This is a genomic window from Psychroflexus gondwanensis ACAM 44, from assembly GCF_000355905.1.
Taxonomy (GTDB): Bacteria; Bacteroidota; Bacteroidia; order Flavobacteriales; family Flavobacteriaceae; genus Psychroflexus; species Psychroflexus gondwanensis.
In genome coordinates this window covers 51,731-57,903 of record NZ_APLF01000021.1, presented here as the reverse complement: position 1 = coordinate 57,903, position 6,173 = coordinate 51,731, and the positions used below count along the sequence as shown (strand labels likewise).

The 6,173-nt window shown below is 38.5% G+C and carries 3 protein-coding genes and 1 pseudogene; 3 read left to right on the top strand and 1 reads right to left on the bottom strand.

What is annotated here, in order from left to right; all coding sequences use genetic code 11:
* Nucleotides 1–356, bottom strand: a pseudogene (locus tag PGOND44_RS15685) (hypothetical protein); the annotation flags it as partial.
* Nucleotides 357–401: 45 nt separating this feature from the next.
* Between PGOND44_RS15685 and PGOND44_RS13995 the strand changes: the two are divergent.
* The 3 genes from PGOND44_RS13995 (at nucleotide 402) to PGOND44_RS15425 (ending at nucleotide 6,146) form a co-directional block, all read left to right on the top strand.
* A complete protein-coding gene (locus PGOND44_RS13995) occupies nucleotides 402–1,004 on the top strand; it encodes a LytR/AlgR family response regulator transcription factor (protein WP_051044089.1) in 603 nt (200 codons plus the stop codon).
* A gap of 546 nt (nucleotides 1,005–1,550) precedes the next feature.
* Nucleotides 1,551–3,665: an ATP-binding protein gene (locus PGOND44_RS15965; RefSeq protein WP_003444354.1), complete on the top strand. Its 2,115-nt coding sequence runs from the start codon at nucleotides 1,551–1,553 to the stop codon at nucleotides 3,663–3,665.
* A 30-nt stretch (nucleotides 3,666–3,695) separates the two neighbouring features.
* Nucleotides 3,696–6,146, top strand: a complete 2,451-nt coding sequence (locus PGOND44_RS15425) for a GAF domain-containing sensor histidine kinase (protein WP_003444352.1) — start codon at nucleotides 3,696–3,698, stop codon at nucleotides 6,144–6,146.
* The last annotated feature ends 27 nt before the right edge of the window (nucleotides 6,147–6,173 follow it).

Here is a 6,173-nt window from a genome sequence, read left to right as displayed (position 1 = left end):
CGAAGTGCAACGAAGTCGAAGGGAGTCCAGCCTGCCCGTCCGACTGGAACAGGTAGGCGGGTCCCCGCTACTAAATGAGACTCAAGCGCAAATTGCACTTGAGTCTCTTCTTTTTTAGAGCTGTAAAGCAATGATATAGAGTTAGTTAATTCGAAAAGTAAGTTCATTTTTGATGTTCGACATTCTTTATTTTTAGTCGAAAATTGTAAACCTTCAGGAAACACTATACTCTGTAGTTTCCTCTTCTGTCTAAGATCCAACCTCTTGTAGTATTCACCTGGCTTTTCAGCCATTTCGAGGAATTTTTTAATGACTTTTTTGTTGTTCGACTTTTTTGTTGGTATGCTGTTAAGCATGAGAGTTTTTTGCTCTATCGACTCTTTTATTTTGAGGCTGTGTTTTTGAAAGAACATGCAGTCGATGCGTTGTTGCTCGATATTCAAATGCCAGATATCACTGGAATAGAATTGCTGCAAACGCTCCTTCAACCACCCAAAGTCATTTTCACAACAGCTTATACAGAGTATGCCCTTCAAAGTTTTGATTTTGATCATGTCATAGATTACCTCAATAAGCCTATCCGACTACCACGATTCATCAAAGCAATGGAGCGGCTTAAAATTCAGCTTGATTTGGAATCAAATGCCGCTGAAGCTTCTTCACTCGTAGTGAATAACCAAAAAGTTGGAAAGCTTGAAACCCTTGTGGTAAAAGAGGATAAGGTCACTTATCGAATCCCTGTTCTTGAGATAGACTATATTCAGAGTTGGGGAAATTATGTTAAAATCTTCACTAATAACAATCAGGTTCGCCTTGCAAGAAAAACCATTACAGACCTTGAAAAGGAATTAAAAACCAATGGTTTTGAAAGGGTTCACAAATCATACTTAGTAAATAAGAAATCAGTAAAAGCCATTAACGGCAATCAGTTGATCTTGCAGGATCAAACGCTTCCGATAGGTGGAGCATATCGGTTGTTGGTAAAGGAAAGACTTTTGAAATGAGGCAGTTTCTAAAATTCGACGTGTGTTCTGATTAATAATTTAGAAATTCCAGTTGGAAGTCGTTGCAGAGAAGCTTTAAAAATGTATTTAAATAAAAATAAACTCCAATCATCGGCTCACTTCCTCTTGAGAAACAATCAAACTATATTTTTATACCAGCCGCTGAAATTGAGTTTATTTAGAACACAGCTAAATTATATTGATTGATTCATTCAATAGGTCATTCATATGGTATTGCTAAAATCACACGAAACTGAATTCCAGATGTTTACCAATTAAGTCTTATGTCTTTTATCTTATAGCGTAGCGGTCATAAATCTTAATTGGACAATATTGAAAATTTATCAAAAATGTGAATTATTGGGGGTTTTTATCCAATTCGCAAAAATTCACCAAAGACTCATAGAGGGCACAAAAAATTTTTGTGAACACTGTAACTTTTTGTGGCTTAAATGTTTAACTTTATCAAACCCTCAAAAGAATTAGCCTGTATAAACTAAATCCTATTCTCATCCTCGTTGAGGTATGAAAAAACATTAGTTCAAAATGAAAAAAAGCATCCTATTGGTTTTGTTGCTATTGCCTTTGGTTTTGCTTAGCCAATCTAAGGAGTTGCTGCCTTTGCAAGAAATGGAGAACGATTGGTATTTATTGGAAAATGGCTGGCATTATCAACAAGGCGATAATAAAGATTGGGCAAATCCAGCATTTTACGACTCAACGTGGCCCCAGCTTTCTTCTGGATATTTAAAAGCTCCAGACTCATCTACAAACAATAGCGAAGAAAATATTATTTGGTTTCGCTCAAAAATAGTTATAGATAGTACCTTTAACCAACAATTTGTAATGCGCATTTATCAAACCGGCGCTTCAGAAGTTTATCTAAACGGAAATCTGATACACTCATTGGGTAAAGTGAGTTCAAATCTTGATTCCGTTGTTTATTATAATCCCAGTCGGGAAATTCTTTCGTTTCCACTTGGTACGCAAACAGAGCAAGTACTCGCTATAAGATACGTTGACTCACCAGATCGTTTTCCACTGTATTCATCATCATCGGGCATGATAATTAGGCTGTCCACGCTTCACCATGCTACTGCCGATCCGCCGTTGCTCCAGTATAAAATTAGATACTACATTGTTTTTGGAGTTGCCATTTTTATGCTTATTCTCTTTTTGGCCTATTTTTTCTTTTTCCCGACTGAAAAAATAAACTTGTACTTCGCTATTTGGAGCCTTTTCTTCATCCTATTTATAATCGCTGTTTTAATTTTGTTAAACACCCATGAAAGACCGTTTTTGGCAGAATTTTCTATAGGCTTCTTTTTAACCTTCCAAGCATTTCTGATTCTTTTCTGTATCTACAAAATTTTAAAACAAAAATTCGGATTGCTATTTTGGTCTGTGGTTGTGTTGGCCGCTTTTTTAATAGGCTTACTTTTCTTTTTTGATTATTTGTTCATAACCCAAATTATAGGCACCATTGTTTTATTAGAAATATTGCGTGTGAGCATAAAATCCTTAAAAACAAATAAGCGTGCGGCGCTTATTTTCTTGATATTTTGCAGCATTAACATAGCTTTTTGGGCAGCTATTATCTTGGATCAACTGTCTATAATAGAAGTGCCTTCACTGTGGTTATACCAACCGTTTGCATTTTTATTGATGCCTTTGAGTTTGGCTATCTATCTTGGTTATACCTTCGGAAATAGAAGCAAATCGCTTATAACTAAACTGAAGGAAGTAGAGCAGCTTTCTGAAGAAAACCACCACATACTTTTTACCCAAAATGAAACGCTGGAAAGGCAAGTGAAAGAACGCACTTCAGCATTAAACACTTCTTTAGAAAATTTGAAATCTACCCAAAGCCAACTTATACAGGCCGAAAAAATGGCGAGTTTAGGAGAACTGACAGCTGGCATCGCACACGAAATACAAAATCCGTTAAACTTCATCAATAATTTTTCGGAAGTAAGCAACGAGCTTTTGGCTGAAATGAACGAGGAACTTGACAAAGGCAATATTGAAGAAGCAATGATCATTTCAAAAGATATTAAACAAAACCTCGAGAAAGTAGCGCACCACGGCAAGCGTGCCGATGGTATCGTAAAAGGAATGTTGCAACATTCTAGAAGCAGTTCCGGCATTAAGGAACCTACTGACATCAACAAACTGGCAGATGAATACTTGCGCCTGGCCTATCATGGTCTACGGGCAAAGGACAAATCTTTCAATGCTACCTTAGAAACAGATTTTGATGAAAACTTAGGTTTGGTAAATGTGATTCCACAAGATTTGGGACGCGTTATTTTGAATTTGATTACCAATGCTTTTTATGCAGTTAACGAAAAGGCTAAAGCCGACATCGAAGGCTACCAGCCTACTGTAACGGTTTCTTCCAAACGAACTCCCCTCCTTGGAGGGGCTGGGGGTGGGTCTCAAGTTTTGAAAATAGCTATCTCCGATAACGGAAACGGAATTCCTAAAGACATTGTAGACAAAATATTCCAGCCCTTTTTTACCACTAAACCCACGGGGCAAGGAACGGGTTTGGGATTAAGTTTGAGCTATGACATCATCAAAGCCCATGGTGGCGAATTAAAAGTGGAAACAGAAGAAGGTGAAGGCACAACATTTCGCATCGTGATTCCTGTTACCTAAATAAAATTAAAAACCTTATACCCTATAATTATGTCTAAAACAACCAAAGCAACTAAAAGCAATGAAAAGAAGGTTTCAGCTCTAGAAGAGGCCCTTCAATTATTGGAACAGCGCAATGCAGAATTAGCGGTCATTAGTAGTGTACAGAAAGGTTTGTCTGCCGAGATGGACATGCAGGGAATATACAACCTGGTGGGCGATAGAATCCGAGACCTTTTTGATGCGCAGGTTACCGGAATTTACTCATTTCACCACGATACAAAAATGGAACATTTCCATTATCTCTTCGAAGACGGGGATCGCCTGTACCCCGAGCCACGACCGCTCAATCCGCTGAGAAATTGGATTATTAAAAATCGGGATCTTTTGTTGGTCAACGAAAATGTTCAAAATAAAATATTCGAACTTACCGGAGAGCAAAATGTCGCAATTCCCGGAACCCGGTTACCGCAATCCATGCTTTTCGTACCGCTTATTTCGGGCACGGAAGTAAAGGGCTGCGTAAGTCTTCAGAATCTAGATAAAGAGCATGCTTTCAGTGATTCGGATGTACGGTTACTAAGCACACTTGCCAATAGCATGACGGTAGCCCTCGAAAATGCGCGTCTTTTTAATGAAACTACCCGCCTGCTGGCCGAAACCGAACAGCGCAATGCCGAACTTGCAGTTATCAACAGTGTGCAAGAAGGATTGGTGCGCGAAATGGACATGGAGTCTATTTACAGTTTGGTTGGTAATATAATTTGCAAAGTTTTAAATACCCAAACACTTATTATTCGGACGTTTGACCATAAAGTCGGCATTGAAAATTGGGAATTTGCCATTGAAAATGGAGTGCGTATGTATGTTGAGGCAAGGCCATTTATTTGGGCAAACAAACATCTCATAAAAACAAAAGAATCGCTACTTATCAATGACAATTATATTGAAACTGCTAAAGAATATGGAGATACCCTAGGAGGCGTTAGTAAAGGATTGGCACCAAAATCCGCCATTTTTGTGCCCATGTTACTTGGAGGCAATGTAATCGGCTCTATAAGTTTACAAAATGTGTTGGAAGAAAATGCCTTTACAGAATCTGATGTGCGCTTATTGAACACATTGACCAACAGCATGAGCGTCGCCTTAGAAAATGCACGCCTCTTTAATGAAACCACACGTCTGTTGGCCGAAACCGAGCAACGTGCTACGGAAATGCAAACGGTTAATAATATCAGTCGTGCCTTGGTATCGCAGCTGGAATTTGATGCCCTTATGAACCTTGTAGGTGAGCAAATGCGTGAAACCTTTAAAGCAGATATTGTATACTTAGCCATACACGACACTAAAACCAATATGTTGCATTTCCCATATTATTATGGCGATCAAGCCAAATCCAAACCTTTTGGAAATGGTATTACCGAAAAAATCATTCTCAGCAAAGAACCACTTTTAATCAATCATGACTTAGAAGAAGTGTTTGATAAAATAAAAGCTGAAAAAAGAGGTAAAATGGTGGAGTCCTATTTAGGTGTTCCTATAATCTCAGGGGGGAAATCAATTGGTGTCATCAGTGTTCAAAGTACCGAACAAGAAAACAGATTTACAGACAGCGATCTCAGACTGTTAAATACAATTGCGGCAAACATAGGTGTGGCCATGCAAAATGCTGAAGCCTATCAAAAACTACAGGCTGCACTGACCGATTTAACAGCCACACAACAACAGCTGATACAATCTGAAAAAATGGCTTCGCTTGGTGAACTGACTGCAGGCATTGCCCACGAAATTCAGAACCCGTTGAACTTCGTCAATAATTTCAGTGAAGTGAGCAACGAACTTTTGGAAGAAATGGAAGAAGAAATGGCTACCGGAGATTACGACGCAGCACAGGAAATCTTAAACGACATAAAACAAAACCTCGAAAAAATAACCCACCACGGCAAACGCGCAGACGGCATTGTAAAAGGAATGCTGCAGCACAGCCGAAAAAGTACAGCAGACAAAGAACCCATAAACGTCAATTCACTGGCAGACGAATATTTACGCCTTGCCTATCACGGTCTACGCGCCAGAGACAAAAATTTCAACGCAACTTTGGAGACCAATTTTGACGAAAACATCGGGCTTGTAAATGTTATTCCGCAGGATATGGGAAGAGTTGTTTTGAACCTAATTACCAATGCGTTTTATGCCGTATCGGAAAGGAAAAATATTTCAGAAGATCAAAACTATAAACCCACGGTTTCTGTTTTAACAAAAAAGAAGAAAAATACTTTAAGCATTTCAGTAAAAGATAATGGGAACGGAATTCCGAAACAAGTATTGGACAAAATATTCCAACCATTTTTCACCACAAAACCCACGGGGCAGGGAACGGGATTGGGCTTATCTTTAAGCTATGACATTGTTAAAGTACATGGTGGCGAATTAACCGTAATTACAAAAGAAGGCGAAGGAAGCGAATTCAGCATTAATTTACCAACAAAAAATAATGTTTAAGAAACCACACATACAAACAAAAAAGCA

Excerpts from the sequence above, each read along its gene's own strand:
- PGOND44_RS15425 (WP_003444352.1), top strand. The coding sequence starts at position 3,696 with ATGTCTAAAACAACCAAAGCAACTAAAAGCAATGAAAAGAAGGTTTCA.
- PGOND44_RS15965 (WP_003444354.1), top strand. The coding sequence starts at position 1,551 with ATGAAAAAAAGCATCCTATTGGTTTTGTTGCTATTGCCTTTGGTTTTG.